Below are 24,024 nucleotides of genomic sequence, written 5' to 3' on the forward strand. Positions count from 1 at the left end.
AGCTTGCCTCGCGATCTTTTAAACGATCAAAAGATCGCGAGGCAAGCTCGCTCCTACGGTTCAGGCCAGTTTTTGGCTGCTGATGCTCACACTCAAGGTGTGGCTTGCGCCTGGCGCCAGGGTGATGATGTCGTCCATGACGTTGGCGGTTTCAATGCACAGCATGCGTTGCCAGCCATCTAACGCCATGTCGCCGAGGGTGGCGGTTTTGTCGATCCACGGGTTCCAGATCACGGCAGAGCGCGAGCCTTGGCTGGTGAGCTGAATGCGGCGGTGCCAGTCTGCATCGACAATGCTCAACTGTGGCGGTGTGTCCAGGTAGATACGGTCGGTCTCACCAGTAAAGGTCAAGTTGCCGACTTGTTGCACACGCTTCCAGTCGTCGAGGGTTTCGATGTAGGTCAGACTCTCAACGCCTTCGACATGAACCTTGCGCACGTCGCTGACGGCGAAATAGCTGTGCAGCGCCTGGCTGATGCTCACCGGTGCGTCGCTGCGGTTGTGGCTGGTGAGGCTGACATGCAACTGGGTATCGAGACGGATGTTCAGGGTCAGTGCCACGTCATGGGGCCAACCGGGCAGGCCGCTTTCGATGTGGGGCAGTCCCAACTCAATGTGCAGGGCTTCACCTGCATCGTCGATTTCCAGCACTTCCCATTCACGGGTGCGCACCAGGCCGTGGGCGGTGGCGGGCTCAGTACTGTCGCGCATGGCCTGCACGCTGTCCGGGTTGCGCGCCAGGTTGCCAAACCACGGCCAGCACACCGGCATGCCGGTGCGGATGCCATGACCTTTTTTGAATTGGGCTTTTTCATTGAGCCAGACAATCGGCGGCTCATCGCCAACCTGGTAGCTGAGCACCTGTGCGCCTTGTTTGGCGACCAGTAGCTGGGCCTGGCCATGCTGAAAGTGCCAGCACTCCAGTTCGTCCAGGGTGACAGACTCAATGTGGTACATGGCAGGCTCTCTATACAGGGGCGGGTTAGCGGCGTGGCGGAACGGAACGTGTGCGGCCGCTGCCATCAATGGCAACGAAGACAAACACGGCTTCGGTGACTTTGCGCCATTCGCTGGACAGCGGGTCGTCGCTCCAGACTTCAACCATCATCTGGATCGAGCTGCGGCCGATTTCCAGTGCCTGGGTATAGAACGACAACTGCGCGCCGACGGCCACAGGCACCAGAAACGCCATGCGATCAATGGCGACGGTGGCTACTCGGCCACCCGCAACCTTGCTGGCCATTGCGGTACCGGCCAGGTCCATTTGCGAGACCAGCCAGCCACCAAAAATATCGCCGAAACCATTGGTTTCGCGTGGCAATGCGGTGATTTGCAAAGCGAGGTCGCCTTGCGGGATTGGATCTTCTTGTTCGAGCTCTATCATGCCGAAGGGCCTCTGACCCGTGATTCATCATGTGTATTGCGGGTGAATAAGCGTCTAAAGAAAAACGATTCAGCCCGAACATACTACGTTCGTCACGTTCTTCATAAGCCGCGCCAAGGGAAACTCTGCGAAATCGGCTGGGGAGGGCCCAGCGGGCGCTTTCGCACAGTAACCCTGGTAGTTTCCGAATGTTTCATTCGGGCACGAGTATATCGGGCGATCGCTCGCCCGACGACCTTCCGGTTCTGCTTTTTCAAGCCGCTGTGCGTCTAGCTCTATGCTTTTGCAAACAATTTGTTATCTTTCAAGGCCTACCAAGCCTTGCCGGCATCGATGCAGCTTTCGCCGAACCTAATAAGAGAAGCCATACCTCATGATCACTGAGCCTTCCAGTGCCGCACCCCCCTCGCGACCGTTGTCGCGTAATGACCTCAAAACCTTGTCGTTGTCCGCTCTGGGCGGTGCGCTGGAGTTTTACGATTTCATCATCTTTGTGTTCTTCGCCACGGTCGTCGGGAAGCTGTTTTTCCCGGCTGACATGCCCGAGTGGCTACGCCTGATGCAGACCTTTGGCATTTTTGCCGCGGGTTACCTGGCACGGCCGTTGGGTGGCATCGTCATGGCGCACTTCGGCGACCTGCTGGGGCGCAAAAAGATGTTCACCTTGAGCATTTTCATGATGGCTGTGCCGACGCTGATCATGGGGTTGCTGCCGACGTATGAGCAGATCGGCATGCTGGCGCCGATCCTGTTGCTGCTGATGCGTGTGATCCAGGGCGCGGCCATTGGTGGCGAAGTACCGGGGGCGTGGGTTTTTGTTTCGGAGCACGTGCCGGCGCGTCACGTTGGCTATGCCTGCGGCACCCTGACCTGCGGCTTGACGGCCGGTATTCTGCTGGGCTCGCTGGTGGCCACTGCCATCAACTCGATCTACACCCCGGCTGAAGTCTCGGACTTCGCCTGGCGTATTCCATTCCTGTTGGGCGGTGTGTTCGGCTTGTTCGCGGTGTACCTGCGCCGCTGGCTGCACGAGACCCCAGTGTTTGCCGAGCTGCAACTGCGCAAGGCGCTGGCCGAAGAAGTGCCGCTTAAAACGGTATTGCGTGATCACCGTGGCGCCATTGTGATTTCGATGCTGCTGACCTGGCTGCTGTCTGCCGGGATCATCGTGATCATCTTGATGACCCCCACTGTTTTGCAAACCGTGTATGGCTTCCCGGCCACCACTTCATTGCAAGCCAACAGCCTGGCCATTGTGTTCCTGAGCCTGGGTTGCATCGCTTCGGGCGCCCTGGCCGACCGCTTTGGTGCGGGCAAAGTCTTTGTGGTGGGCTGCGCCGCGCTGTTGATCACGTCGTGGACCTTCTATCACAGCCTGTTGCAACACCCAGATTGGCTGTTCCCGCTGTATGCCTTGAGCGGTTTGTTTGTAGGCACCATCGGCGCGGTGCCGTATGTCATGGTTAAAGCCTTCCCGCCGGTTATCCGTTTCAGCGGTTTGTCGTTCTCGTACAACCTGGCCTACGCAATCTTCGGTGGTCTGACGCCCATGGCCGTGACCTTGTTGCTCAAGGAAAGCCCGATGGGCCCGGCGTATTACGTGGCGATTATTGCCCTGATGGGCCTGTGCGTGGGCGCTTATCTGTGGAAAAAGGGGCGCTGATCACGCAGCTCAAGCTTCACGCCTTTTAGCAGTCTCGATGAGTGCCATCATTTATGGCTCAATGATGGCATTTCATCTAATTGTCACAATCGGTTCATAGAGTGGTCATCAGGCCTGCTGATACTGGCCCCCGATTCATCTAACCCGGTGCTAGGAGTAAGGCATGAAACTGAAGCGTGTGATGGCGGCCCTGACTTTTGTCGCCGCGGGCGTTGCGGCTGCTAACGCGGTTGCGACGGGTGTAGATCCGACTATCCCGGCTTACACCAAGACCACCGGTGTGTCTGGCAACCTGTCCAGCGTTGGTTCCGATACCCTGGCGAACCTGATGACATTGTGGGCTGAGGCTTACAAGAAAGAATATCCAAACGTAAACATCCAGATTCAGGCCGCTGGCTCTGCCACCGCGCCACCTGCACTGACTGAAGGCACCTCTAACCTGGGCCCGATGAGCCGCAAAATGAAGGACACCGAACTGGCTGCTTTCGAGCAGAAGTACGGCTACAAGCCAACCGCCGTGCCGGTGGCTGTGGATGCCCTGGCGGTGTTCGTGCACAAAGATAACCCGATCCAGCACCTGACCATGGAACAAGTGGACGCGATTTTCTCGTCGACTCGTCTGTGCGGTGCTAAAGATGATGTGAAGACCTGGGGCGACCTGGGCGTCAAAGGCGATCTGGCTAACAAGCCGGTTCAGCTGTTTGGCCGTAACTCGGTATCCGGCACGTATGGCTACTTCAAAGAAGAAGCCCTGTGCAAAGGTGATTACAAGCCTAACGTGAACGAGCAACCTGGCTCGGCGTCGGTTGTGCAGTCCATCAGCTCCTCGCTGAACGGCATCGGTTACTCGGGCATCGGTTACAAAACCGCTAGCGTGAAAACCGTCGCACTGGCCAAAAAAGGCAGCACTGACTTCATCGAAGACACCGAAGAGAACGCACTGAACGGCAAATACCCGCTGTCGCGTTTCCTCTACGTGTATGTGAACAAGGCGCCTAACAAGCCGCTGAACCCGCTGGAAGCCGAGTTCATCAAGCTGGTCCTGTCCAAGCAAGGTCAGGAAGTGGTCGTGAAAGACGGCTACATCCCGCTGCCGGCTAAAGTGGCTGCAAAAGCCCTGGCTGACCTGGGTCTGAAAGAAGGCAACTAAGCCTTCTGCTATGCAGCAGGCTGCGATGAGGTTACGGTGCTAGCCGTTGCCTTGAGGTCTTGAAAGACTCATCGTAGCCTGCGGTAGCGACTACAGGTTCGCTGCATTTTCGTTCCGCTACCAGGTCCGCTGGTCAGCGGTTTTTTGCGTCACTGATTTGTCATCTTTTTGTCATACAGGCCCGCTAGGGTGTGCGCATGAATGATCTGGCCAATTCCCGAATGACTTCGACCTCCGCTCCCAAGCGCATTGATTTCAATACGCCTGAACTCAAACGCAAGCGTCGCATCCGTGCGCTCAAAGATCATCTGACCCGTTGGTATGTGTTTATTGGCGGCCTTGCCGTGCTAGGCGCCATCACGCTGATTTTCTTTTTCTTGGGCTATGTGGTGTACCCGCTGTTCCAGGGTGCTGACCTGACCGCCAAAACGCCGATAACACCGGTGTGGATGCAAGATGCTGGCAAGCCTCTGATGCTCTCGGTTGAAGAGCAGAATCAGGTGGGTATGCGCGTGTCGGACAAGGGCATGGTGCTGTTCTTTAGCGTCAAGGATGGCAGCGAACTGTCGCGGGTTAACCTGCCGCTGCCGGCCGATACCCACGTGACCTCGCTCGGTGAAGACCAGCCGGGTAGCCCGGTGGTGGTGTTGGGCCTGTCCAACGGTCAGGCGCTGGTGTTCCGGCACACCTATAAAGTCAGTTACCCGGATGGCAAAAAGACCATCACCCCGGCCATTGAATACCCGTATGGCGATGCGCCGATCACCCTTGACCCGCGCGGCCTCGCGCTGGATCACGTGAACCTCAACGTGAACGACTCGACCGTCGTGCTGGCGGGGTCTACAGGCTCGCAACTGAACGTCGTCACGCTGACCAGTGAAGAGAACATGATGACCGGCGAGGTCACCAAGTCCGAAAGCCGCATCGATCTCCCGCAGATGACCGAGAAGGTCAAGGCGCTGTATATCGACCCTCGCCAGCAATGGCTGTATGTGGTCAACGGTCGGGCCCAGGCGGATGTGTTCAGCTTGCGCGACAAGAGCCTTAATGGCCGTTACAAACTGCTGGAAGACGCCAACACCGAAATCACCGCCAGCACGCAATTGGTCGGCGGGATCTCGCTGATTTTTGGTGATTCTAAAGGCGGTCTGAGCCAGTGGTTTATGGCCCGTGATTCGGACGGTGAGCTGCGTTTCAAGCACATCCGCAGCTTCCAGATGGGCACGTCGCCGATTGTTGAGATTACCGCCGAGCAGCGCCGCAAAGGCTTTTTGGCCCTGGACGCGGCCGGTGAGATTGGCGTGTTCCACAGCACCGCGCATCGCACTTTATTAGTAGAAAAGGTCGCTGAAGGCCCTGGCATCATGGCGCTGTCGCCACGTGCCAACCGCATCATCGTGGAAGAGGGCGGCAAGTTGCTCCCGCTGTTCTTGAAGAACCCGCACCCGGAAGTCTCCTGGAGCGCGCTGTGGAGCAAGGTCTGGTACGAGAACTACGACGCACCTAAATACGTGTGGCAATCCACTGCTGCCAACACCGACTTCGAACCGAAGATGAGCCTGGCGCCGTTGACCTTCGGGACCTTGAAGGCGGCGTTCTACGCCATGCTGCTGGCGGCTCCGCTGGCGGTTGCCGCAGCGATCTATACCGCTTACTTCATGGCCCCGAGCCTGCGCCGCAAGGTCAAGCCGGTGATCGAACTGATGGAAGCCATGCCGACGGTGATTCTGGGCTTCTTCGCCGGTCTGTTCCTGGCGCCGTATGTCGAAGGTCACTTGCCGGGGATTTTCAGCCTGCTGGTGCTGATGCCGGTGGGCATTCTGCTGGCGGGCTTTGGCTGGAGCCGCCTGCCGGAGTCCATTCGTTTGCGGATCCCGGAAGGCTGGGAAACCGTCATTCTGATTCCTGTGGTGCTGCTGGTGTGCGGGCTGTCGCTGTACATGAGCCCGTACATGGAAGCCTGGTTCTTCGGCGGCGACATGCGCCTGTGGATCTCCCATGACCTGGGCATCACCTACGACCAGCGAAACGCATTGGTGGTGGGGCTGGCGATGGGCTTTGCGGTGATCCCGAATATCTACTCGATTGCTGAAGACGCCGTGTTCAGCGTGCCGCGCGGCCTGACATTGGGCTCGCTGGCGCTGGGCGCTACGCCGTGGCAAACCATGACCCGCGTGGTCATCCTGACGGCCAGCCCGGGGATCTTCTCGGCCTTGATGATCGGCATGGGCCGTGCGGTTGGCGAGACCATGATTGTGTTGATGGCCACGGGTAACACCCCGGTCATGGAACTGAACCTGTTCGAAGGCTTGCGCACCTTGGCGGCGAACGTAGCGGTGGAGATGCCGGAGTCGGAGGTGGGCGGCAGTCATTACCGCGTGCTGTTCCTCTCGGCGCTGGTGCTGCTGTTGTTCACCTTTGTCATGAACACTCTTGCCGAGCTGATCCGTCAGCGTCTGCGCAAGAAATATTCGTCGCTTTAAGGAAGGTAGAAGTCTGTGAAGCAGAACTCCCTCAAAGGCTGGTTCAAGAGCGGCGCCCCCGGCGTCTGGATCAGCGGTGGTGCGGTGACCATCGCGGTCATCATGACCATCGGTTTGCTGTCGGTCATTGCCGTGCGCGGTCTGGGTCATTTTTGGCCGGCCGACCTGATACATGCGCAATACAACGTGCCAGGCAGTGCTGATCACCTGGTGATCGGCGAAGTGGTGCAAAAAGAAGAAGTGCCCCGTGAGCGCCTTAAAAGTGCGGGCTTGCCTGTGCCGGACCAAGGCCCGGAGTTCATGACGCGTGAGCTGATCAAGGTGGGTAACCGCGACCTCAACGGCAACGACTTTACCTGGGTGGTGGGTGAGTGGTTGACCGACCAAAGCACGTCGCCAGAGCTGATGGCGATTGAACGTCGCGAGTGGGGCAACTTCTACGGCTATCTGGTCAACGTGAAAGAAAACGGTCAGGTGGTGGCTGAAGGTGCTGCGGCCTGGCCCGAGCTGAAGGCGCGCGTTAAACGCGTTAATGCGCTGGCAGCGCAACTCAGCCAGCTGGAAAAGAAAGACATTGGCGCCATCAACGCCGGGCTGGAGCGTATTCGTTTGCACGGCCGCAAACTGGAGCTGGCAGGCAAGCTGGATGCCACCGCACAAGCAGACATGGACGCCGAGCGTGCCGAGCTGAACGCACGCTATAAAGCGGTCGAGGACCGCTTGGCCGACTTGCACGCACAGTTCAACCGCGACAGCCTCACGGCCCGTGATGCCAACGGCAAAGAGCTGGAAATCAACATCGGCAAAGTGGTGAAGGTTTATCAACCGAACAACATGAACAGCTGGCAGAAGCTGGCCATGTATTTCGGCAACATCTGGGAGTTTCTGAGCCAGGACCCACGTGAAGCCAACACCGAAGGCGGGATCTTCCCGGCGATTTTCGGCACGGTGATGATGACCTTGATCATGGCCGTGATCGTGACCCCGTTCGGCGTTCTTGCTGCGGTGTACCTGCGTGAATACGCCAAGCAAAACACCCTGACGCGGGTCATCCGTATCGCAGTCAACAACCTCGCAGGCGTGCCGGCCATTGTGTACGGAGTGTTTGGCCTCGGCTTCTTTGTCTACGTGTTGGGCGGCTCGGTTGACCGGCTGTTCTTTGCCGAAGCCTTGCCGGCGCCGACGTTCGGTACGCCTGGACTGTTGTGGGCGTCGTTGACCCTGGCGCTGCTGGCGGTGCCGGTGGTGATTGTGGCCACAGAAGAAGGGCTGGCGCGTATCCCGCGTACCGTCCGTGAAGGTTCGTTGGCCCTGGGTGCGACCAAGGCCGAGACCTTGTGGAAGATCGTGCTGCCGATGGCCAGCCCGGCCATGATGACCGGCCTGATCCTGGCCGTGGCCCGCGCCGCGGGTGAGGTGGCGCCACTGATGCTGGTGGGCGTGGTCAAACTGGCGCCTTCGCTGCCGCTGGATGGCAACTACCCTTACTTGCACCTTGACCAGAAGATCATGCACCTGGGCTTCCACATTTATGACGTGGGTTTCCAAAGCCCCAACGTTGAAGCCGCTCGCCCGCTGGTGTACGCCACCGCGCTGCTGCTGGTGCTGGTGATCGCGACCCTGAACCTGTCGGCGGTGTGGATCCGTAACCACCTGCGCGAGAAGTACAAGGCGCTGGATAGCTGATAGATAACGGAATCTTAAGTGTGGGAGCGGGCTTGCTCGCGATGGCATCTCTGCGGTTTCAAGGTTAGAGCGAGCCGCCTGAATCGCGAGCAAGCCCGCTCCCACAGAATCTGGCATACCACTGGCCCTTTTTAGTGACCATAGATAGCCAAAACGAATATTTAGCGTATGGAGCAACCCATGCAGCATGATTCCTCAACCCACGGCATTAACATGTCAGCCTTGGGTCGCAGCAAACAGAGCCTGAGCCTGGCTGACGAAACTGTCGCCATTGAAGTGCCGGGCCTGAACCTGTACTACGGCGAAAAACAAGCACTGTACGACGTCAGCCTGAACATTCCGAAACAGCGGGTTACCGCGTTTATCGGCCCGTCGGGCTGCGGCAAGTCCACCTTGCTGCGTACCTTTAACCGCATGAACGATCTGGTTGACGGTTGCCGGGTGGAAGGCGAAATCAACCTGTACGGCCACAACATCTACCGCAAGGGCGAAGACGTGGCCGAGCTGCGCCGTCGTGTGGGCATGGTGTTCCAGAAGCCGAACCCGTTCCCCAAGACCATCTACGAAAACGTGGTGTATGGTCTGCGCATCCAGGGCATCAACAAAAAGCGCGTGCTCGACGAAGCAGTGGAGTGGGCACTTAAAGGCGCGGCATTGTGGGACGAGGTGAAAGACCGTCTGCACGAGTCGGCACTGGGCTTGTCCGGTGGTCAGCAGCAGCGTCTGGTGATTGCCCGTACCATCGCCGTTGAGCCTGAAGTGTTGCTGCTCGATGAGCCGTGCTCGGCGCTCGACCCGATTTCGACGCTGAAAGTCGAAGAGCTGATCTACGAACTCAAGTCCAAGTTCACCATCGTCATCGTGACCCACAACATGCAACAGGCGGCCCGGGTTTCGGACTACACCGCGTTCATGTACATGGGCAAAATGGTTGAATACGGCGACACCGATACCCTGTTCACCAACCCGGCCAAAAAACAGACCGAAGACTACATAACCGGGCGGTATGGCTAGACGCAGCGGCAAGCTTTTAGCTTCAAGCGGCAAGAGAAAGCAGAGCGGCGTAACGACACATTTAACTTGTAGCTTGAAGCTTGTCGCTTGAGGCTTTTGCGGAGCAAGACCATGATTTCAAAGGATGGCCTCACCCATCACATTTCCGCGCAGTTCAATGCGGAACTCGAAGAAGTACGCAGCCACTTGTTGGCCATGGGCGGGCTGGTCGAGAAACAGGTTAATGACGCGGTCACGGCGTTGATTGAGGCCGACTCCGGGTTGGCTCAGCAAGTGCGTGAGATCGACGAACAGATCAATCAGATGGAGCGCAACATCGACGAGGAGTGCCTGCGCATTCTGGCCCGTCGCCAGCCTGCGGCCTCTGACTTGCGGCTGATCATCAGCATCTCCAAGTCGGTGATCGACCTGGAGCGCATCGGTGACGAAGCGACCAAGATCGCGCGCCGGGCCATTCAGCTGTGCGAAGAAGGCGAGGCGCCACGCGGCTACGTGGAGGTGCGCCACATTGGCGACCAGGTGCGCAACATGGTGCGCGATGCCTTGGACGCCTTTGCGCGTTTTGACGCTGACCTGGCGTTGTCGGTGGCGCAGTACGACAAGATCATCGACCGCGAATACAAAACGGCGTTGCGCGAGCTGGCCACATACATGATGGAAGACCCGCGCTCCATTACGCGTGTGTTGAGCATCATTTGGGTGCTGCGTTCGCTGGAGCGTATCGGCGACCACGCACGCAATATCTCGGAATTGGTGATTTATCTGGTACGCGGTACAGACGTGCGCCACATGGGCCTTAAGCGCATGCGTGAAGAAGTTGAAGGCACCAAGGCTAATGTTGAGTCGCAAGCGGACGATAACTAAGACTGCCCGCGACATAAAACGCCCGGCTCATTGCCGGGCGTTTTCGTTTGTGGCGTTTATAGTTAAGGCGCTTGGCGAACTGTAAAAAGGGGCGAGGCGCTGATCGGTCTTGGCAAATGGCCATCATTTGGCGCAGGGTTGTCAGGATTCTAAAGGAGCAGTCGATGAGCAAGGTCAGTGTATTGGTGGTGGATGACGCGTCGTTTATCCGCGATCTGGTTAAAAACTGCCTGCGTAACTATTTTCCCGGTATCCGCATCGAAGACGCGGTCAACGGCCGCAAAGCTCAGGCGCTGCTGACACGTGAGCCGTTTGACCTTGTGCTGTGTGACTGGGAAATGCCGGAGATGTCCGGCCTTGAGCTGCTGACGTGGTGCCGTGAGCAGGACCGCCTTAAAGCGCTGCCGTTCATCATGGTCACTAGCCGTGGTGATAAAGAGAACGTGATACAGGCGATTCAGGCCGGGGTTTCGGACTTCGTCAGCAAGCCGTTCACCAATGAGCAATTGCTGACCAAAGTGAAAAAGGCCTTCACCAAGGCCGGCTTGCTGAATGCGGTAATGGCCAGCGCCCCGGTGCGAGCCAGCACCGGCCTAGCCAACGATTCGCTGAGTGCCTTGACCGGTGGCAAAGCGCAGGTGGTGACGCCGACTGCGCCAAGTCGACCGGCTGCAGTAGCGGCGCCTGTGGCCCGCCCGGCCAGTCAGACACCCACGGGGCGCGGCCAAGGGCAGTTGCGTTTGCCTACGGGGATTCAGCCGTGCGTGATCAAAGCGCTCAGCCTCAAGGAGGCGCTGCTGGTGGTGCGTCGTGGTGATGAGCTGCCGCAGATCCTGGCCAGTGCGGTGTTGGACCTGGAGCAAGGCGAGCGGGCCGAGGTGGCGCGTCTGAATGGCTATTTGCACGCGATCGTCGCGTACGAGCCCAAGCCGGACAGCGACTGGTTGCAACTGACCTTCCGCTTTGTGGATCAGGATGCCGAGAAAATGAACTACCTGTCGCGGCTGATCGCCCACGGCACCGCGCAGAAGCAGTTTGTGCCGGGGGCGTAAGATCAAAAGATCGCGAGGCAAGCTCGCTCCTACGGGAGTTGCAGGCCGCCTGCGGCTTTGTGAATGGCGCGCAGGTGTTCGCCGATCTGTTTGACGTTGGCTTCAGTGGCGGCGATTTCTGCTGCGCGGGCCGGCTCAAGGAGGCTGCGCACTTCTTTGTCCAGGTCGCTGGTCAGGCGTAGCAACTGTTGCTGGCGCTGGCTGCTTTCGGACTCGAGCATTTGCCATTCTTTGGCCTGGGGCAGGCCATAGCCGCTGCTGCCGAGCAATTCGGCCGGGCGGCTGAGGAACCCGCTGCTGGCGAGAATCTCTTGCAGGGTTTTGTTGGCTTTGTCCATGCCGCCATCTTTAAGCCCGCGTGCGCCCAGGTACTTTTGCTTGACCTCGTCTTGAGCGAGCAGCAACTGGCGGCGGAAGCTGGCCTGTTCGAGCAGCAACAACGCCGCGCTGGCGCGCAGGTCGGCTTTTTCAAACCATGGGCGGCGTTGCTCGGCGTCCAGGGCCATCCAGTCTTCAACGCTGGTCTGTTTGATTGGCAGACGGGTTTTCAGCACGTCGAACATGGCTTGATAGCGGTCGCGGTAGGAATCAAACCGGTAGCCCATACGCAGCGCCTCGCGCGGGTCGTCCAGCACGCTGGTGTCTGCCAGGCCACGGGCTTTGAGCACTTCCAGCAGGCCATTGGGCACGATGCTGTCCAGGCCTTTGAGCTGGGCGTTGTCGCTGCCGCTGCGCAGCAGTTTCAGGGTCTCGACTGCGCAGTTGTTGGACACAAAGTAATAGCTGCCGTCGTAGCTCCAATGCATCTCGGCAGCGTGCTCAACCACTTCTTCGATTTCCGGGCGGCTCAAGTTCAGCGGTACAGAGGCGAGGCTGCGCAGTTCAGTCTTGGTGTATTCGTCGATGACTTGGGCCAGCGGCAGTACAAACAGGCGCGACGGGTAGGCGCCGGTCAGGCCGTCCCAGCTTGAAAGCTGTACGTCGTTCACAAACGCCCGGTAGGACAACACCAAGTGTTCTTGCAGGTCGAGTCGGCAATCTGGACCGCGTGGCCGGCCGGGGGCGCAAATCACCAGGCGCAGCATGCTGTGGCCCCAGCGGCTGGCCCATTCCTGGTTGGCCTCGGCCAGCAGGTAGTCGACGGCGTATACGCGCTCGGGATCAACGGTGCCGAGCGGCTGTTTGGCAAAGTCGTTGCCGGCGTTCAAAAAGGGGAAGCTCTTGGGGCAGTCGTCTTTGGCGGCGGGTGCCCAGCCGAAATGATCTTTGTAGTAGCGGTATAGCGCCGGGCGCCGGCACGCGTAGGCCGGGTCGAGGAGGAAGTACTCCATGTTGACCGCAACGAACTCTTTGGGGTTGGTGACTTCGTACAGGTCCGGGCTGCGCACGATCTGGTGGTTGTCTTGCTCGCGCTCACCACGGCGGCCTACGTATTGCTGCCAACCGGCGAGGTCGAGCAGGCGCGGGTCATCGCTGAGGGTAAAGCGGCGTTCGGTCTGGCCACGGCATGGGTCGGGCAGGCCGATGAGCCCCGTGCTGCTGCTTTGCCGTGCGCAGCGCTGGATGAGCGTGCGGTCTGCGGCAGGCCAGAGGCGGGCGCGGTCATAGAGGTGGGTCAGCTCGTGCAGGACGGTGGCGAGCATTTCCTGGCGCACGGTGCCGTGGGGGCGATTGGTCTTTTGAGTCGCGGCCGAGCCATCGGTGAGGCTGGCCAGGAGGTTGCGATTCAAGTCCAGCTCAGACACCAACGAGGCTTGCCCGTAGGCGTTGCTGGGCATGTCATCGCTCCAGCCGACCACAATCTGGCGATCCAGTTGCTCGATGAAGCGCGGGGGCAGCTTTTGCATGGCTTCATCGAGCAGCGTTTGGCTGGCGTGCTGCTGGGCGGGTGTCAGACCCTCTGTTTTGAGCTGCAGATGGAGGGCTGCGTGGGCATTACTGCCAATAAGCAGCAGGGCACACGCCGCGAGCCAGCCCGTCAGTGGTTTCACAGCGCGAGGATAGCTTCGGCGAGGTCTTGGTCGCTGGCGTTACGCGCTTCAGGCAGGCGGTCGCGCAGGGTATTGAAGGCGGACTCCAGTTGCACGCCGCGAATGGAGCCTTCGCTGGCGACGAATGTGGCGGCGTCATCGTGGGCTTCACGGACTACTTTAGAGTCACGAATGGACGTGGTGGTGTCGGAGGTGAAGTCGATGGAACGGCCAAACGCGCGCACGATGATGTTACTGGTCTGCACAACGGTCTGTGCTTGCGCCACATCGGCGAGCAACAACAGGCCAAGGGTGGCGACAATTAAAGGGCTACGCATGAAACATCTCCAGAAAACGCGGGTATTTATTGGACGAGAATTGCTTGTGCCAGTTCAAGGTCGGAGGCATTCAATTCAGGCTGGGTCTGGCGCAGATAGCGCAAGGCAGACTCCAGCTGCGCGCCTCGCTGTTGACCGTCACTGGCAATAAAGACGGCAGCGTCATCCTGGGCGGCACATAGCAGTTTGTGATCGAAAGGCGCGGACGTCACTTTACTGGTGACGTAGCCGGTGAGCACGGTATTTTGCGTGGTTGTGTCGAAGGCGTGGGCTGATTGAGTCCAGCAGAGGGCAAGCAGGGCTAGTAAAGAAAAACGCATGGGTCTCGTTCTGTGTGATCGAGGCCCAAGGCTAGCGTAATGGTCGGGTCAGAACCAGTACGTGGCGGGATCTTCATCTTTGATGCTATTCCCGTGGGAGCGGGCTTGCTCGCGATAGCATCACAGCGCCCGTTCAGAGACACCATGTGGTCTGCATCGCGAGCAAGCCCGCCCCCACAGGTCATCAAACATCAGATCGCGAGGATTGCCTGCGCCAGTTGGGCATCGCTGGCTTGCAGTTGAGGCGCTTGCTGGCGAATGGCGTCGAAGGCGCTTTCCAGTTTCACACCACGGATTGCCCCTTCGCTGGCCACAAAGCTGGCGGCGTCGTCACGGGCTTCGCGCACGATTTTGTTGTTGCGCAGCGAGCCGGTCGCGTCGGAGGTCAGGTCGGAGGTCGCTTTCAGGGCGCCCACGATGGCATCGGTTGTCACGAGAAAGCTGGAGGCGCTGGCGCTGGCAGCGAGTGTCAGCAAGGCGGCAGCGCTGAGCAGGCGAAGAGTGGGCATGGTGATACTCCAGAAGAGGGTCGTATAAAAATAGTCGGTTATAGGCGAATAGTAGGCGCAGGGCGGCGTGTCGCAAAGGATGTTTTGCCTTGCGGTGCAGACAGGATGCTCTGGATCAGGCTTTTTCGTGATTGTACTGGTCTATTCGTATTTTTATAAAACTGTACTTGTCATGCTTCTGGCGCTCAAAAATAGCCGCCCAAAACGACAAAACCCGTCGGCGGTTACCCGCGACGGGTTTTGTTTTTTCAATTCTGGGTGCTGGCGGTGGACCGATGGTCAGGGCCAGCGAGCGCTCGTTAGCGCCAGAACGGCTTGCTCAGCTCTTCGTAACGCTGTGCTTCGCTAATACCGGCATCAGCCAGAAGACGCGAGTCCAGGCGAGCCAATTGATGGCGGCTGGAGATACGGCGCTGCCACAACATCAGGTTGGCAAGTACGCGCAAAGGCATGGAAGCCTGGGTGTTTACAGCATTGCTTTCGGTGAACAGATCGGAACTGAGTGTACGTTCCATGATGGCATCCTTCCGCTTGTGGCGGCATTGGCTAGTGGTTTAACTGATGCCAATGATCCTCCTCTACGTCCAGACTCTGTAGATACAGTTCACCTGTATTACGATGAGCCAGTTAACTGTTTATAGGCGCTGTACGGCCATAAACGAGCACAACTGTACCTGTCGGCACTAAGTTGGTGCGTTTCTAGTCATTTTTGTGGGAAGTGACCCTGATAAGGGTAAGAAATTACCAGTACAGAAGTACAGTTTTTGTCGGGAAGGCATAAAAAAGCCGCCGCAAAAAACAGTGTTTTCGACGGCGGCTGTCTAGCACGCGTGTTACGGCAGCATTTTCCCGGTTTCTTCCAGGTTGATGTGCCAACTCAACGCCTCGCGCAGGATGTGCGGGGTGTGGCCGCCAATGGCGCAGGCCTTGGTGAAGTAGTCATTCAGCGCTTCACGGAAGTCTGGGTGCACACAGTTGTCGATGATCACGCGGGCGCGCTCACGCGGCGCCAGGCCACGCAAGTCAGCCAGGCCTTGTTCGGTGACCAGGATGTCGACATCGTGCTCGGTGTGGTCAACGTGGCTGACCATCGGCACTACGCTGGAGATCGCACCGGCTTTGGCGATCGACTTGGTCACGAAGATGGCCAAGTGTGCGTTACGGGCAAAGTCGCCCGAGCCGCCGATGCCGTTCATCATCCGCGTGCCGCAGACGTGAGTGGAGTTGACGTTGCCGTAGATGTCGAACTCCAGCGCGGTGTTGATCCCGATGATGCCCAGGCGGCGAACGACTTCCGGGTGGTTGGAGATCTCTTGCGGGCGCAACACGAGTTTGTCTTTGTAACGCTCAAGGTTGCCGAACACGTCGGAGTTGCGACGCTCGGACAAGGTGATCGAGCTGCCCGAGGCGAAGCGCATTTTGCCTGCGTCGATCAGGTCGAAGGTCGAGTCCTGTAGTACTTCGGAGTACATGGTCAGGTCTTCGAACGGCGAGTCGATCAGGCCGCACATCACCGCGTTGGCGATGTTGCCGATACCGGCTTGCAGCGGGCCGAGCTTGTTGGTCATGCGGCCTTCATCCACTTCTTTTTTGAGGAAGTTGATCAGGTGGAAGGCGATACCGGCGGTTTCGCTATCAGGCTCGCTGACTGTCGACGGTGAGTCAGCCTTGTTGGTGATCACGATCGCGACGATTTTTTCGGCCGGGATCGGGATGGCAGTGCTACCGATACGGTCATCCACTTTCACCAACGGGATTGGTGTGCGGGTCGGACGGTAGGTCGGGATATAGATGTCGTGCAGACCTTCCAGGTTCGGGTTGTGCGCCAGGTTGATCTCGACGATCACTTGTTTGGCGAAAATCGCGAAGCTGGCGGAGTTGCCCACCGACGTGGTCGGCACGATGTGGCCTTGCTCGGTAATCGCAACGGCTTCGATGACCGCGATGTCCGGCAGGGTGAGTTGCTTGTTGCGCAGTTGCTCGACGGTTTCGGACAAGTGCTGGTCGATGAACATGACTTTGCCGGCGTTGATTGCCTTGCGCAGTGTGTTGTCCACCTGGAACGGCATGCGACGTGCGAGTACGCCGGCTTCGGTCAATTGCTTGTCGAGGTCGTTGCCCAGGCTGGCGCCGGTCATCAGGGTGATTTTCAGCGGCGAGTGCTTGGCGCGCTCGGCCAAGGCTTGTGGCACGGCTTTGGCTTCACCGGCACGGGTGAAACCGCTCATGCCGACGGTCATGCCGTCTTTAATAAGGGCGGCGGCTTCTTCGGCGCTCATAACCTTATCGTGCAGGGAGTTCAGGCGAATACGTTCACGGTACATGGATTGTTATCTCGGGCAACGGAAGCAAGATGCGCAGTCTATTCATTTTCAAAGCGCGGCGTCCCGCTACCATGGTCGAATGCCGCAGGCCGATTTAGAGCCTTTGGTCGGGATCAGTCAGAAATAAAAAACCCCGGCGAATTAAGTGCCGGGGTTCTCGGTGTTACCAGGCCGCGATGTTACTCGACGGCTTTGACCATATCTTCAATAACTTTCTTGGCGTCACCGAAGACCATCATGGTTTTATCCAGATAAAACAGTTCGTTATCCAGGCCCGCATAGCCGCTGGCCATGGAGCGTTTGTTCACGATGACGGTTTTGGCTTTATAGGCTTCGAGGATCGGCATGCCCGCGATAGGCGATTTCGGATCGTTCTTGGCCGCCGGGTTAACCACGTCGTTGGCGCCGAGCACCAACACGACGTCGGCCTGACCAAATTCGGAGTTGATGTCTTCCATTTCGAACACTTGGTCGTAAGGCACTTCTGCCTCGGCCAGCAGTACGTTCATGTGGCCGGGCATACGACCCGCCACCGGGTGAATCGCATACTTGACGGTTACGCCGCGGTGGGTCAGTTTTTCGGTCAGCTCTTTAAGCGCGTGCTGCGCCCGTGCCACGGCCAGGCCGTAACCCGGAACGATGATCACGGTGTCGGCGTTGGTCAGCAAGAAGGTCGCGTCGTCAGCCGAGCCGGATTTAACCGGGCGTGCTTCTTGTGTACCGGCAGGGCCGCCAGCGTCCGCTGCGCCACCAAAGCCACCGAGGATCACGTTGAAGAACGAGCGGTTCATCGCTTTGCACATGATGTACGACAGGATGGCGCCCGACGAACCGACCAGCGAACCGGCGATGATCAGCATCGAGTTGTTCAGCGAGAAGCCGATACCAGCCGCCGCCCAGCCCGAGTAGCTATTGAGCATCGAAACCACGACCGGCATGTCGGCGCCGCCAATCGGAATGATGATCAGCACGCCCAGTACGAACGCCAGGGCCAGCATCAGCGCGAAGGCGTTGAGGTTGCCAGTGAGCATAAAGGTCACGCCCAGGGCCAGTGTCGCCAGACCCAGCACAAGGTTGAGTTTGTGTTGGCCGCTGAACTGTACCGGTGCGCCCTGGAACAGGCGGAACTTGTATTTGCCCGACAGCTTGCCGAACGCGATGACCGAACCCGAGAAGGTGATTGCACCAATGGCGGCGCCCAGGAACAGTTCGAGGCGGTTACCGGCCGGGATGGCGTCGCCCAAGTGTTTAACGATGCCCAGCGATTGCGGCTCTACCACGGCGGCAATGGCGATAAACACCGCTGCCAGGCCGATCATGCTGTGCATGAAGGCGACGAGCTCTGGCATTTTGGTCATTTCGACGCGCTTGGCCATGATCGAGCCGGCGGTGCCGCCGATGAGCAGGCCCACAATCACATAGCCGATGCCGGTGGTCGCGATTTCAGCGCCCAGTTTGTACACCAGCCCGATGGTGGTCAGCACGGCCAGGGCCATGCCGAGCATGCCGAACAGGTTGCCGCGACGCGAGGTGGTGGGGTGCGACAGGCCTTTAAGGGCCTGGATGAAACAGATCGATGCAACCAGGTAGAGAACAGTGACCAGGTTCATGCTCATGGCTTGCGCACCTCTTCTTTGGCTTTAGGTGCTTTCTTCTTGAACATTTCCAGCATGCGCCGGGTGACCAAAAATCCACCGAATACGTTAACGGCCGCCAAGGCGACAGCCAGGGTGCCCATGGTTTTACCCAACGGGGTGACGGTGAGCGCGGCAGCGAGCATGGCGCCGACGATCACAATCGCGGAAATGGCGTTGGTCACGGCCATGAGCGGGGTGTGCAGTGCAGGAGTAACGTTCCAGACCACGTGGTAGCCGACATAAATAGCCAGCACGAAGATGATCAGGTTGTAGACACCGGGGGAGATGAGCTCTTCCATTGTTTTTATCCTCAGCCGTTTTTGCGTACAACTTGACCGTCGCGGCACATCAGGCACGCGGCGACGATGTCGTCTTCAAGGTTGATCTGGAACTGCCCTTCAGGGGTGAAGACCAGCTTGAGGAAGTCCAGCAGGTTGCGGGCGTACAGCGCTGATGCGTCCGCGGCAACTTCTCCGGCCAGATTGGTCGGGCCGACAATGATCACGCCGTTTTCGACGACCACTTGATCGGCCACGGTCAGCGGGCAGTTGCCGCCTTGGGCTGCAGCGAGGTCGATGACGACGGAGCCAGGCTTCATCTGCGCCACGGTTTCAGCGCTCAGCAGCACCGGTGCTTTGCGGCCGGGGATGAGTGCGGTGGTGATGACGATATCGGCTTGCTTGGCGCGTTCGTGTACAGCCTGGGCCTGGCGCTGCATCCAGCTGGCAGGCATCGGGCGTGCATAGCCACCCACGCCGACCGCGCATTCGCGCTCTTCGTCGGTCTCGTAAGGGACGTCGACGAACTTGGCGCCCAGCGATTCGATCTGCTCTTTGACTGCAGGCCGCACATCTGAGGCCTCAATGACCGCACCCAGTCGCTTGGCTGTCGCAATGGCCTGCAGGCCGGCAACGCCTGCGCCGAGAATCAGCACGCGGGCGGCTTTTACCGTACCTGCGGCGGTCATCAACATAGGCATGAAGCGCGGGTAATGGTGGGCGGCCAGCAGTACAGCTTTGTAGCCGGCAATGTTGGCTTGGGATGACAGCACATCAAGACTTTGCGCACGCGAGGTGCGAGGGGCAGCTTCCAGCGAGAAGGCGGTGATCCCACGCTCGGTCAGTTTGGCAATGGTTTCATTGCTGAACGGGTTGAGCATGCCAATCAGCACGGCGGTGCTGTTGATCAAGGCCAGCTCGCTGTCGTTGGGGGCAACTACTTTAAGGATCAGCTCGGCGCCAAAGGCGTCTGTGGCGCTGCCAATAGTTGCGCCTGCGGCTTCATAGGCGCTGTCAGTCACGCTGGCATTAATGCCTGCGCCGCTTTGAACAGTCACCTTATGGCCTTGGCCGATCAGCTTCTTGATGGTTTCCGGGGTTGCAGCAACCCGCGTTTCACCCGTTTGGGTTTCGAGAGGAACACCAATGTGCACGTCATATCTCCTGCGTGATCTTTTATAAGAAAGCCAGCGCACTACGGATGGTGCGACTGGGGCGGCCGATCAGCACGATCCCACCAAATATTGGGTGGGGCGCGGCATTCTGCTGGCGATTTTTGGGGCTTTCAAGAACTTATGAAGGGTGACGGATTTTTTACTACAAGTCATGCAGTGACCGAATGTCGCAATGGTCAGCTGTAGGCCTTTATTTATAAGGCTTGTAGAGATTTAAGGCTGTTTTCGAGTTTTTTTCACATTTCTTTTGGTTATCGCTGCATAACTTTCAGAAATACCCTGTAGGCCACGTGGTTACTGGCTTTCGGGTTTGTCCAGTTAGACTTAAGTCAAGCGTGCAAAATGGCGACATTTACGTACATATGTAGTTGGTTTTTAAGTATCACTACATTGTTTTTTGAGGGTTTTAGTTTTCTCAAATCAAGCTGTAGGCCGCGGCCTGCTTGATCAGCCAGTCACGGAAGGCGTGTAACGACGCTGACTCAATTTTGCGTTCTGGGATCATTAGGTAGTAAGCCTTGGTGCTGGGCAGTGTGTGCGGGTTGGCGATCACCAGGCGTTTCTCGGCTAATTCGCGCTGGATCAGGAAGGGCGGGATCAGCGCGACGCCCATTTCGTGTATGGCGGCTTGGGCCAGCATCGAAAACAGTTCGTAGCGCGGCCCGGTCATGTCGCGCGGCACGCTCATGTCCTGGGCGTTGAACCATTGGCGCCAGGCGTAGGGGCGAGTGGTTTGCTGGAGCAGCGGGAGTTCGGCCAATGCCTGGGCGCTAAGGCTTTTCCGGTCGCCCAGCAGTGATGGGCTGCACACGGGCAGGGGGTTCTCGCCCATCAGCCGGTGGGACGATGTGCCGGACCAGTCGGCATCGCCAAAGTAGATGGCGGCGTCGAAGTCGGTGTCGGCAAACAGGAAGGGGCGCGTACGGTTTGTCAGATTGACGGTGACGTCGGGGTGTTGTTGCTGGAAGTCCTTGAGGCGGGGCAATAGCCATTGCGTGCCGAAGGTGGGGACGACGGCCAGCTCAATGGTGTTGGCGCCTTGTTGCCCCATCACGGACAGCGTGTCGCGTTCGACGGCATCCAGTTGCGTCGCAACCCTCCGACTGTAGGAAAGGCCTGCTTCTGTCAGTTTCACGCCCCGCTTGGAGCGTCTGAAGAGTTCTACACTGAGGAATTCTTCAAGGCTGGCGATCTGTCGGCAGATAGCGCCTTGAGTGAGGGATAGTTCGTGTGCGGCCTTGGTGAAGCTCTCATGGCGTGCAGCCGCTTCAAAGCTGATCAAAGCGGTTGTGCTGGGGATCTTGCGGCGCATGTACGGCTTCCTCACTAAAGGTGATCAGAAATGGCCTTTCAGGCTGTCACGGAGTGAGAAATTATCACAACGGCGTGCTGAATCCTCGTTTGTACTCTTTATAGGGGGCGGCCTAGGATCGGCGCACGACATTTGATCTATTTCGCGAGGGTTCTTACATGGCGGGTAAAGCAAGCTTCAACTGGATTGATCCACTGTTGCTGGATCAGCAGCTCACTGAAGAAGAGCGCATGGTGCGTGACAGCGCTGAGCAGTTTGCTCAAGACAAGCTGGCGCCACGTGTTCTGGAGGCTTTCCGTCATGAACAGACTGACCCGGCGATCTTTCGCGAGATGGGTGAGACGGGCTTGCTGGGGGCGATGATCCCTGAGCAGTACGGTGGCAGTGGCTTGAACTATGTTAGCTACGGCCTGATTGCTCGTGAGGTTGAGCGCGTGGACTCGGGTTACCGCTCGATGATGAGTGTGCAGTCTTCCTTGGTCATGGTGCCGATCAATGAGTTCGGTACTGAGGCGCAAAAGCAGAAGTACCTGCCGAAGCTGGCGTCAGGTGAGTGGATTGGCTGTTTTGGTCTGACGGAGCCTAACCATGGTTCTGACCCTGGCGCGATGATCACTCGTGCGCGCTCGGTGGATGGCGGCTACAGCCTGACGGGCAGCAAAATGTGGATCACCAACAGTCCGATCGCAGATGTGTTTGTGGTGTGGGCGAAGGACGACGAGGGTGACATTCGTGGCTTCGTGCTGGAGAAGGGCTGGAAGGGCCTGAGCGCTCCGGCGATTCACGGCAAGGTTGGCTTGCGTGCGTCGATCACTGGCGAGATCGTGATGGATAACGTGTTTGTGCCGCAAGAGAACATCTTCCCGGATGTTCGCGGTTTGAAAGGGCCGTTCACCTGCCTGAACTCCGCACGCTACGGCATCTCGTGGGGCGCATTGGGCGCTGCAGAGTTTTGCTGGCACACGGCGCGTCAATACACGCTGGATCGTCAGCAGTTCGGTCGGCCGTTGGCGGCGACCCAGTTGATCCAGAAAAAATTGGCGGATATGCAGACCGAGATTACGTTGGCCTTGCAGGGTTGCCTGCGCTTGGGGCGGATGAAGGATGAAGGAACCGCGGCGGTTGAGATTACTTCGATCATGAAGCGCAACTCGTGCGGCAAGTCCCTGGATATCGCGCGTATGGCGCGGGACATGTTGGGTGGCAATGGTATCTCCGACGAGTTCGGGGTGGCGCGTCACTTGGTTAACCTGGAAGTGGTGAATACCTATGAGGGGACGCATGACGTGCATGCCTTGATTCTTGGGCGTGCGCAGACGGGTCTTCAGGCGTTCTATTAACAGGAGCTTGGCTCATGGGTGCTTTATCGCATTTGCGGGTGCTGGATTTATCGCGAGTACTGGCTGGGCCGTGGGCTGGGCAGATTCTGGCGGACCTTGGCGCTGAGGTGATCAAGGTTGAGCGCCCGGGCAATGGCGACGACACGCGCGCGTGGGGGCCGCCCTTCCTTAAGGATGTTTATGGAGAGAGCACGGGGGAGGCGGCTTATTACTTGTCGGCTAACCGTAACAAGCAGTCGGTGACCATCGACTTCACCAAGCCTGAAGGGCAGCGCCTGGTGCGGGAGCTGGCGGCGAAGTCCGATATCTTGATCGAGAACTTCAAGGTGGGTGGCCTGGAGGCGTATGGGCTGGATTATGCGTCGCTCAAGGCGGTCAATCCGCAGCTGATCTATTGCTCCATTACCGGGTTTGGACAGACGGGTCCGTATGCGAAGCGGGCTGGTTATGACTTCATGATTCAGGGGTTGGGCGGGCTGATGAGTCTGACCGGTCGGCCTGAGGGTGAGGAGGGGGCCGGGCCGGTCAAGGTTGGGGTTGCGCTGACGGATATTCTGACGGGGCTTTACGCGACAGTCGCCATTTTGGCGGCGCTTGCTCATCGTCAGCATGATGGCGGCGGGCAGCATATCGATATGGCGCTGCTGGATGTGCAAGTGGCGTGCTTGGCCAATCAGGCTATGAATTACCTGACGACAGGCGTGTCGCCCAAGCGCCTGGGGAATGCTCACCCTAATATTGTTCCTTATCAGGATTTCCCTACAGCCGATGGCGATTTTATCTTGACCGTGGGTAATGACAGTCAATTTCGCAAGTTTGCTGAGGTGGCGGGGCAGCCTGGCTGGGCGGATGATCCGCGCTTTGTCAGTAATAAGCAGCGGGTTGCCAACCGTGCTGTGCTGGTGCCGCTTATTCGTCAGGCGACTGTATTCAAGACGACGGCGCAATGGGTTGAGCAGCTAGAGGCGGTGGGCGTGCCTTGTGGGCCGATCAATGAGATGGCGCAGGTGTTTGCGGATCCTCAGGTGCAAGCGCGGGGGCTGGCTTTTGAGCTACCGCATGTGCTGGCAGGTTTGGTGCCGCAGGTGGGGAGCCCAATAAGGTTGTCCGAAACCCCGGTGGAGTATCGCAGGGCGCCGCCGTTGTTAGGTGAGCATACGCAGGAGGTGTTGGCGCGTGTGCTTGGGGTGACGACGGTGGACTTGGAGCTTTTGCGGCAGTCCGGAGTGTTGTAGCTATATAGAGGGGGCGTTAGCCCCCTCTATATAGGTGTGTTTTTGGAGATATAGAAGTTAATTGATAGAGTCGCTCAATTAGCTCTTGACTCGCTGTTATAACGGCCTATAATTCGCACCACTTCCGGCGCAGTCGAAACGGAAAACTCCTTGAATATCAACGAGTTGGATGATTTTGACGGTGCCAGCTTCAATTCATCGAAGCAGGAAATTAGGTGTTGACAGCAGCGTGTAACGCTGTAGAATTCGCCTCCCGCTAACGAGAGATCGGAAGCGCAAGTGGTTGATGT

Annotated in this window: 21 protein-coding genes; 9 read left to right on the forward strand and 12 right to left on the reverse strand. The window is 58.4% G+C overall.

What is annotated here, in order from left to right; translation table 11 throughout:
• Window positions 1-60: 60 nt before the first annotated feature.
• Both AAEZ03_RS22750 and AAEZ03_RS22755 read right to left on the reverse strand, forming a co-directional pair.
• Window positions 61-957 carry a D-hexose-6-phosphate mutarotase gene (locus tag AAEZ03_RS22750; protein ID WP_278941031.1) on the reverse strand — a complete coding sequence of 299 codons (897 nt, stop codon included), beginning with the start codon at window positions 955-957 and terminating at the stop codon, window positions 61-63.
• Between the two features lie 25 nt (window positions 958-982).
• A complete protein-coding gene (locus tag AAEZ03_RS22755; RefSeq protein WP_048373769.1) occupies window positions 983-1,384 on the reverse strand; it encodes an acyl-CoA thioesterase in 402 nt (133 codons plus the stop codon).
• Window positions 1,385-1,757: 373 nt separating this feature from the next.
• Between AAEZ03_RS22755 and AAEZ03_RS22760 the strand changes: the two genes are divergently transcribed.
• The 7 genes from AAEZ03_RS22760 (at window position 1,758) to AAEZ03_RS22790 (ending at window position 11,296) form a co-directional block, all read left to right on the forward strand.
• Window positions 1,758-3,047: an MFS transporter gene (locus tag AAEZ03_RS22760; protein WP_273224596.1), complete on the forward strand. Its 1,290-nt coding sequence runs from the start codon at window positions 1,758-1,760 to the stop codon at window positions 3,045-3,047.
• Between the two features lie 163 nt (window positions 3,048-3,210).
• The gene (locus AAEZ03_RS22765) at window positions 3,211-4,197 is read left to right on the forward strand and encodes a phosphate ABC transporter substrate-binding protein PstS family protein (protein ID WP_048373778.1); all 987 of its coding nucleotides are present in this window, start codon (window positions 3,211-3,213) and stop codon (window positions 4,195-4,197) included.
• A 197-nt stretch (window positions 4,198-4,394) separates the two neighbouring features.
• On the forward strand, window positions 4,395-6,680 hold the full coding sequence (locus tag AAEZ03_RS22770) for an ABC transporter permease subunit (RefSeq protein WP_350581780.1): 2,286 nt from the start codon (window positions 4,395-4,397) through the stop codon (window positions 6,678-6,680).
• 15 nt (window positions 6,681-6,695) lie between these two features.
• Window positions 6,696-8,366, forward strand: coding sequence for a phosphate ABC transporter permease PstA (gene pstA, locus AAEZ03_RS22775; RefSeq protein ID WP_350581782.1), 1,671 nt, complete (start codon window positions 6,696-6,698; stop codon window positions 8,364-8,366).
• A 180-nt stretch (window positions 8,367-8,546) separates the two neighbouring features.
• The gene (pstB, locus tag AAEZ03_RS22780; protein ID WP_350581784.1) at window positions 8,547-9,380 is read left to right on the forward strand and encodes a phosphate ABC transporter ATP-binding protein PstB; all 834 of its coding nucleotides are present in this window, start codon (window positions 8,547-8,549) and stop codon (window positions 9,378-9,380) included.
• Window positions 9,381-9,491: 111 nt separating this feature from the next.
• On the forward strand, window positions 9,492-10,244 hold the full coding sequence (gene phoU / locus AAEZ03_RS22785) for a phosphate signaling complex protein PhoU (RefSeq protein ID WP_048373785.1): 753 nt from the start codon (window positions 9,492-9,494) through the stop codon (window positions 10,242-10,244).
• 164 nt (window positions 10,245-10,408) lie between these two features.
• The gene (locus tag AAEZ03_RS22790; protein WP_350581786.1) at window positions 10,409-11,296 is read left to right on the forward strand and encodes a response regulator; all 888 of its coding nucleotides are present in this window, start codon (window positions 10,409-10,411) and stop codon (window positions 11,294-11,296) included.
• 29 nt (window positions 11,297-11,325) lie between these two features.
• On the opposite strand, the gene AAEZ03_RS22795 is transcribed toward AAEZ03_RS22790, so the two are convergent.
• The 10 genes from AAEZ03_RS22795 to AAEZ03_RS22840 all read right to left on the reverse strand — a co-directional run bounded on the left by AAEZ03_RS22795 (window position 11,326) and on the right by AAEZ03_RS22840 (window position 21,159).
• The gene (locus AAEZ03_RS22795) at window positions 11,326-13,287 is read right to left on the reverse strand and encodes a DUF7844 domain-containing protein (RefSeq protein WP_278941023.1); all 1,962 of its coding nucleotides are present in this window, start codon (window positions 13,285-13,287) and stop codon (window positions 11,326-11,328) included.
• Window positions 13,284-13,604: a DUF2388 domain-containing protein gene (locus AAEZ03_RS22800; protein ID WP_350581787.1), complete on the reverse strand. Its 321-nt coding sequence runs from the start codon at window positions 13,602-13,604 to the stop codon at window positions 13,284-13,286. The genes AAEZ03_RS22795 and AAEZ03_RS22800 overlap by 4 nt, the downstream gene beginning before the upstream one ends.
• 26 nt (window positions 13,605-13,630) lie before the next feature.
• Window positions 13,631-13,924, reverse strand: coding sequence for a DUF2388 domain-containing protein (locus AAEZ03_RS22805; protein ID WP_123750565.1), 294 nt, complete (start codon window positions 13,922-13,924; stop codon window positions 13,631-13,633).
• A 191-nt stretch (window positions 13,925-14,115) separates the two neighbouring features.
• Window positions 14,116-14,433, reverse strand: coding sequence for a DUF2388 domain-containing protein (locus AAEZ03_RS22810; protein WP_048373793.1), 318 nt, complete (start codon window positions 14,431-14,433; stop codon window positions 14,116-14,118).
• A 299-nt stretch (window positions 14,434-14,732) separates the two neighbouring features.
• Complete coding sequence (locus AAEZ03_RS22815; protein WP_048373794.1) at window positions 14,733-14,948, reverse strand: DUF1127 domain-containing protein; 216 nt, start codon at window positions 14,946-14,948, stop codon at window positions 14,733-14,735.
• A gap of 318 nt (window positions 14,949-15,266) precedes the next feature.
• Window positions 15,267-16,757: a succinyl-CoA:acetate CoA-transferase ScpC gene (gene scpC, locus AAEZ03_RS22820; RefSeq protein ID WP_048373796.1), complete on the reverse strand. Its 1,491-nt coding sequence runs from the start codon at window positions 16,755-16,757 to the stop codon at window positions 15,267-15,269.
• 179 nt (window positions 16,758-16,936) lie between these two features.
• On the reverse strand, window positions 16,937-18,373 hold the full coding sequence (locus AAEZ03_RS22825; protein WP_048373797.1) for an NAD(P)(+) transhydrogenase (Re/Si-specific) subunit beta: 1,437 nt from the start codon (window positions 18,371-18,373) through the stop codon (window positions 16,937-16,939).
• The gene (locus tag AAEZ03_RS22830) at window positions 18,370-18,693 is read right to left on the reverse strand and encodes an NAD(P) transhydrogenase subunit alpha part 2 (RefSeq protein ID WP_047279135.1); all 324 of its coding nucleotides are present in this window, start codon (window positions 18,691-18,693) and stop codon (window positions 18,370-18,372) included. Before AAEZ03_RS22830 ends, AAEZ03_RS22825 begins: the two co-directional genes overlap by 4 nt.
• A gap of 11 nt (window positions 18,694-18,704) precedes the next feature.
• On the reverse strand, window positions 18,705-19,826 hold the full coding sequence (locus AAEZ03_RS22835) for a Re/Si-specific NAD(P)(+) transhydrogenase subunit alpha (protein WP_048373800.1): 1,122 nt from the start codon (window positions 19,824-19,826) through the stop codon (window positions 18,705-18,707).
• Window positions 19,827-20,262: 436 nt separating this feature from the next.
• On the reverse strand, window positions 20,263-21,159 hold the full coding sequence (locus AAEZ03_RS22840; protein ID WP_278942062.1) for a LysR family transcriptional regulator: 897 nt from the start codon (window positions 21,157-21,159) through the stop codon (window positions 20,263-20,265).
• 158 nt (window positions 21,160-21,317) lie between these two features.
• Here AAEZ03_RS22840 and AAEZ03_RS22845 point away from each other — a divergent pair, with 158 nt between their 5' ends.
• Both AAEZ03_RS22845 and AAEZ03_RS22850 read left to right on the forward strand, forming a co-directional pair.
• Window positions 21,318-22,499: an acyl-CoA dehydrogenase gene (locus AAEZ03_RS22845; protein ID WP_048373804.1), complete on the forward strand. Its 1,182-nt coding sequence runs from the start codon at window positions 21,318-21,320 to the stop codon at window positions 22,497-22,499.
• A 14-nt stretch (window positions 22,500-22,513) separates the two neighbouring features.
• On the forward strand, window positions 22,514-23,734 hold the full coding sequence (locus tag AAEZ03_RS22850; protein WP_350581792.1) for a CaiB/BaiF CoA transferase family protein: 1,221 nt from the start codon (window positions 22,514-22,516) through the stop codon (window positions 23,732-23,734).
• Window positions 23,735-24,024 lie beyond the last annotated feature (290 nt).

The organism is Pseudomonas sp. HY2-MNA-CIBAN-0224 (assembly GCF_040310285.1).
Classification (GTDB): Bacteria; Pseudomonadota; Gammaproteobacteria; order Pseudomonadales; family Pseudomonadaceae; genus Aquipseudomonas; species Aquipseudomonas helleri.

What these genes read in the sequence shown, in the direction of transcription:
- AAEZ03_RS22750 (WP_278941031.1), bottom strand. Translation starts at nt 957, where the DNA reads ATGTACCACATTGAGTCTGTCACCCTGGACGAACTGGAGTGCTGGCAC.
- phoU (WP_048373785.1), top strand. Translation starts at nt 9,492, where the DNA reads ATGATTTCAAAGGATGGCCTCACCCATCACATTTCCGCGCAGTTCAAT.
- AAEZ03_RS22840 (WP_278942062.1), bottom strand. Translation starts at nt 21,159, where the DNA reads ATGCGCCGCAAGATCCCCAGCACAACCGCTTTGATCAGCTTTGAAGCG.
- AAEZ03_RS22805 (WP_123750565.1), bottom strand. Translation starts at nt 13,924, where the DNA reads ATGCGTTTTTCTTTACTAGCCCTGCTTGCCCTCTGCTGGACTCAATCA.
- AAEZ03_RS22800 (WP_350581787.1), bottom strand. Translation starts at nt 13,604, where the DNA reads ATGCGTAGCCCTTTAATTGTCGCCACCCTTGGCCTGTTGTTGCTCGCC.
- AAEZ03_RS22760 (WP_273224596.1), top strand. Translation starts at nt 1,758, where the DNA reads ATGATCACTGAGCCTTCCAGTGCCGCACCCCCCTCGCGACCGTTGTCG.
- AAEZ03_RS22825 (WP_048373797.1), bottom strand. Translation starts at nt 18,373, where the DNA reads ATGAGCATGAACCTGGTCACTGTTCTCTACCTGGTTGCATCGATCTGT.
- AAEZ03_RS22810 (WP_048373793.1), bottom strand. Translation starts at nt 14,433, where the DNA reads ATGCCCACTCTTCGCCTGCTCAGCGCTGCCGCCTTGCTGACACTCGCT.
- AAEZ03_RS22790 (WP_350581786.1), top strand. Translation starts at nt 10,409, where the DNA reads ATGAGCAAGGTCAGTGTATTGGTGGTGGATGACGCGTCGTTTATCCGC.
- AAEZ03_RS22845 (WP_048373804.1), top strand. Translation starts at nt 21,318, where the DNA reads ATGGCGGGTAAAGCAAGCTTCAACTGGATTGATCCACTGTTGCTGGAT.
- scpC (WP_048373796.1), bottom strand. Translation starts at nt 16,757, where the DNA reads ATGTACCGTGAACGTATTCGCCTGAACTCCCTGCACGATAAGGTTATG.
- AAEZ03_RS22755 (WP_048373769.1), bottom strand. Translation starts at nt 1,384, where the DNA reads ATGATAGAGCTCGAACAAGAAGATCCAATCCCGCAAGGCGACCTCGCT.
- pstB (WP_350581784.1), top strand. Translation starts at nt 8,547, where the DNA reads ATGCAGCATGATTCCTCAACCCACGGCATTAACATGTCAGCCTTGGGT.
- AAEZ03_RS22850 (WP_350581792.1), top strand. Translation starts at nt 22,514, where the DNA reads ATGGGTGCTTTATCGCATTTGCGGGTGCTGGATTTATCGCGAGTACTG.
- AAEZ03_RS22815 (WP_048373794.1), bottom strand. Translation starts at nt 14,948, where the DNA reads ATGGAACGTACACTCAGTTCCGATCTGTTCACCGAAAGCAATGCTGTA.
- AAEZ03_RS22770 (WP_350581780.1), top strand. Translation starts at nt 4,395, where the DNA reads ATGAATGATCTGGCCAATTCCCGAATGACTTCGACCTCCGCTCCCAAG.
- AAEZ03_RS22765 (WP_048373778.1), top strand. Translation starts at nt 3,211, where the DNA reads ATGAAACTGAAGCGTGTGATGGCGGCCCTGACTTTTGTCGCCGCGGGC.
- AAEZ03_RS22830 (WP_047279135.1), bottom strand. Translation starts at nt 18,693, where the DNA reads ATGGAAGAGCTCATCTCCCCCGGTGTCTACAACCTGATCATCTTCGTG.